The sequence below is a fragment of the Bradyrhizobium sp. 31Argb genome (genome assembly GCF_043638955.1).
Taxonomy (GTDB): Bacteria; Pseudomonadota; Alphaproteobacteria; order Rhizobiales; family Xanthobacteraceae; genus Bradyrhizobium.
Map to the genome: position 1 here is coordinate 1 of NZ_JBEGDB010000480.1, position 3,047 is coordinate 3,047.

Annotated in this window: 1 protein-coding gene and 1 pseudogene; both read left to right on the forward strand. The window is 59.3% G+C overall.

The features are described 5' to 3' along the window. Positions 1 to 81 precede the first annotated feature (81 nt). A pseudogene (locus AAFX91_RS40320) lies at positions 82 to 422 on the forward strand (integrase core domain-containing protein); the annotation flags it as partial. A gap of 672 nt (positions 423 to 1,094) precedes the next feature. Further along, the coding region (locus AAFX91_RS40325; protein ID WP_394570201.1) for an AMP-binding protein at positions 1,095 to 3,047 on the forward strand (1,953 nt) is incomplete at its 3' end.

Sequence of the window (3,047 nt, forward strand, 5' to 3'; positions counted from 1 at the left end):
CACCGATCCGCTCATGCCAGGCTGTATCGCGCGCAAGCCGAAGGATGGCTAGGTGGGGGCCTCATGCCGGTTACGGTCCATCGTGGCGGGCTCGTGCACCACAGCGACAGGGGCAGCCAATACGCATCCATTACTGTAAGTACACTGAGCGCCTGGCTGAAGCTGGCGTCGAGCCTTCTGTCGGCAGTGTCGGAGATTCCTACGACAACGCTCTCGCCGAAACCATCAACGGTCTCTACAAGGCCGAGATGATCCATCAGCGCGGGCCATGGCGCAGCTTCGAGGCCGTCGAGTTCGCCACTCTCGAATGGGTGGATTGGTTCAACTATCGACGGCTCCTGGAGCCCATCGGAAACATCCCGCCGGCCGAAGCCGAGCAACGCTACTACGCCATGCTGGAACAATCAGCCATGGCGGCATAACTTACTGTAAACCAAATTGCCTCCGGCAAACCCCGGACGGTTCAGTCGTCATGTTTCGCTATGTGCAGCTGACGACGCTATGTCGGCAACCCGACACTGAGGCTCAAGTATTTCGGTGCCGCGGCGCAAAGCACGTGCTCGTTCGCTCTTCAAGCAGGATTTGTACAGCCTCTTTGTGGCACGCGGATTGCTATGAGACGGTGAAGAATCTGTAGGACTCTAGCGGTCCCGCGGTCACCCACCGACATAGTCAATGAAGCCTGTTCGACTGATTCAACTCACCGCCATAGACGCTGCACTGTTAGTAAGTGTGGTCCCGCTCAATGAAGCTTGGTCGCGTCCGTCGGAGGTGCCGCTGTCGTTATTCGCGCTGATAGCTCTCAAGGCTAGTCGGATTCGATGAGCATTCAGCACGGCAGCTCTCGATCAAATCCTGACCAGTGCGGCATGCCCAAGTCTCTATGGGGCGGGGCGCCTTGGGTGGAAGCTGCTCAACCTACGCGACGGATTGGCTGAACGATGAAGATGGTACATCAGTCTCCTCGGATGCACGCAGATGCTTGCGGGCCGAGCGAGAGTAGCAGGCAGCAAGCTGCAGCTCCGTCAATCTATTCTAGCGTCTTTGTTGGTAGTGGTACGCTAGCCATAAGGTGCGTGCAGCTAGCAAGGGAGATGGGTCACGACATCCGCGCGGCGCTGTGTGCCGACGCTACATTCGCCGATTGGGCCGCTCGCGCTAATATCCTGAGTGTAGTGAGCGTTGAAGAGCTCTCCATGTTGCTGAAGGCCGAGCCGGTGGAATGGATTTTTTCTGTTGCTAATCCGTTCGTGCTGCCGCCGGAGGTGTTTGGGCGAGCCCGTCAAGGCGCTTTCAACTACCATGACGGTCCGTTGCCGCGATATGCGGGAACCCATGCGACGTCTTGGGCGCTTCTTACCGGGGAGACCGAACATGGCATCACGTGGCATCGTGTCGGTCATGGGGTTGATACTGGTGAGCTGGTAGTACAACGCCAAGTATTGATTGCGCCGAGCGATACGGCATTGACGCTGAATCTCAAATGTTATGAGGCTGCGATCGAGGGCTTCCGCGAGCTTCTAACTGGCTTAACAAATGGAGAGCTCGGTGCTCGTCCGCAAGCGCTAGCGGACCGAAGTTTTTTCCCGAAACGTCGCCGCCCAGACGCTGCGGGTTGTCTGCGATGGGATCGACCCGCGCAGGGTCTGGCAGCGATGACGCGTGCCTTGGACTTTGGCCCCTATCATGCCAATCTGTTGGGTCTGTCCAAGGCTCTCGTAGGCGATGACGTCGTCGCCGTCAGGCGCTTGGAGGTGACGGCTGGGAGCTCGGGCTTTGCGGCGGGGTCTCTAGTTGAAATCCATCCTAGCCATTGGCGTGTCGCGACAGGCACAGAGGATGTTGATGTTTGGTTTGGCAGCTCAGATGGTCAGGCTCTGGACGCGCGGACAGTCGCGAGGCGTTCTGATTTCGATGTAGGCGGCCGCCTCCCGATTCTGAGCGATGACGAGGCCCGGAGCATAACGGTTGCGCATGAATTGTTGGCGCCTCGGGAGAGTTTTTGGCGACGGCGACTTGAGCAGTTCAAAACATACCAGCTTCCTTTACTGTCGTCTGCAGAAGCTGCGGCTGGGCCCAGATGGCAGTCTAGTGCGTGGCGAATTCCAGAAGAGCTGGTTGGGCTGTCCCCCAGTGATCGCACGGAATTCTTGCTAACTGCTTGGCTGGTCTATCTCGCCCGCATAACGGGGGAATCAGAGCTTCAATTGGGATGGACTCCCGCGCCGAATGGATCGCGAGCCGGCTTGAAAGCGCTTGAGGTGCTTGTCGCGTCTGTCGTGCCGATGGCAATTACCATCGACCTCGATAATGATTTCGCAGAGGCGCGCACGGCGGTCGCAGCCGAATTCGCGCAGCTGAACGAACAGGATACCTTTGCGCGGGATCTTATTGCGCGATGCCCGACGTTGCGCAATGTGGAGGCGCTACGATTGCGCCGTCCCTGGCCGGTTGGCGTTACGGTTACGGTAAATGGCGGATCTGCCACTGGTGATCTAGCTTCGAGCCCGATTTCCGAGGCGGCCCTGGCTGGTGAGGCGCTAACGTTTGAGGTTTGCGCTCTGAATGGGAGCTTCCGATGGCACTTTGATGCAAGTCGCCTGGAGCCCAATCAGATCGACCGTATGACACAACATTTGCAGAATTTGTTGTGTGCTGTGAAGGCCGATGCGCAGCAGCCGGTGGGGCGGGTTGAACTCTTGTCATCCTCTGAGCGGGCGTATCTGTTGGAGGATCTGAACCGGACGGCTGCGGCCTATCCGTCGCAACGGTGCATCCATGAGCTGTTCGAGGCCGAGGTGCGCCGTGCGCCGGATGCGGTGGCGGTGGTCTGCGGGGACGAGCGGTTGAGCTATGGCGAGCTCAATGCGCGGGCCAACCGCCTGGCGCATCATCTGATCGGGCTCGGGGTGAAGCCGGACCAGCCGGTTGCGATCTGCCTGCAGCGCAGTGCGATGATGGTGGTGGGGCTGTTGGCGATCCTCAAGGCGGGAGGGGCCTATGTGCCGCTGGACCCGGCCTATCCGAGCGCGCGGCTGCGGCAGGTG